The organism is Bacteroides sp. 43_46 (assembly GCF_001915455.1).
Lineage (GTDB): Bacteria > Bacteroidota > Bacteroidia > Bacteroidales > Bacteroidaceae > Bacteroides > Bacteroides caccae.
Map to the genome: position 1 here is coordinate 1 of NZ_MNQN01000070.1, position 1032 is coordinate 1032.

The 1032-nt window shown below is 41.6% G+C and carries 1 protein-coding gene; it reads left to right on the forward strand.

From position 1 onward, the window contains the following. Positions 1–93: 93 nt before the first annotated feature. Positions 94–1032 (forward strand): IS256 family transposase (locus BHV72_RS06575; RefSeq protein WP_502691073.1); only part of this gene is annotated, 939 nt, incomplete at its 3' end.

A 1032-nucleotide genomic window follows, 5' to 3' on the forward strand; every position in this document is an offset into this window, starting at 1 on the left:
GGCACTATAAAATATTTTGTGTAAATGGAAATACGGGATTCAGAAATGAGTCTCGTATTTTTTATTTTATACATTTGCAAAATGAAGAAGCTTATGAAAGAAAAGAATCAAGTAGTGCCTGATGAGGTTTTAAGCAAGTTTATCAGTCAGTTCAAGACAGAAGCCGATGTGAGCAAGTTTCTGAAGCAGTTGCATGCCCAAGTATTGGAAAAGATGCTTGAAGGTGAAATGGATGCCCATTTGGGATATGAAAAGAATTCTGTGATAGGAAATAACACTGGCAACTCCCGAAATGGCAGTTATCCGAAGAAAATCCAAACCGAACATGGAGAGTCTGTCATTTCTATTCCACGTGACCGTAACGGCCAGTTTGAGCCGATAGCAGTGCCTAAACATGAAAGCCGTGGACTTTCTATAGAAAAGCTCGTTATCTCCCTATATGCCAAAGGAATGAGCGTTTCTGACATAGAGGAAGAGATGCGTGAGATTTATGAAATAGAGCTCTCTACATCTGCCATTTCCATCATTACCAACAAGGTCAATCAGGCTGCCCAGGAGTGGCAGAACCGTCCCCTTGATCCTGTTTACCTGATAGTCTGGATGGATGGTATTGTCTTCAAGGTACGGGATAACGGTAAGATCATAAACAAGACCGTTTACCTTTGCGTCGGACTGAAACAGAACGGTCTGAAGGAAGTCCTTGGCATGTGGGTTGGCAAATCGGAAAGCTCTTCTTTCTGGATGGGTGTCCTGACTGATTTAAAAGCCCGTGGGGTGCAGGATATCCTGATTACCTGTACTGACAATCTGAATGGATTTACGGATACTATCCGCAGTATATTCCCTCAGTCATCCACTCAAATCTGTGTGGTACATCAGATCAGAAACTCCTGTAAATATGTGGTTTATAAAGATAAGAAAGAGTTTACGGCAGATATGAAGAATATCTATAATGCACCCAACAAAGAGGTTGCAGCCACAGAACTTGACAATCTGGAAAAGAAATGGGGAGGAAAGTATCCTTATGCTATA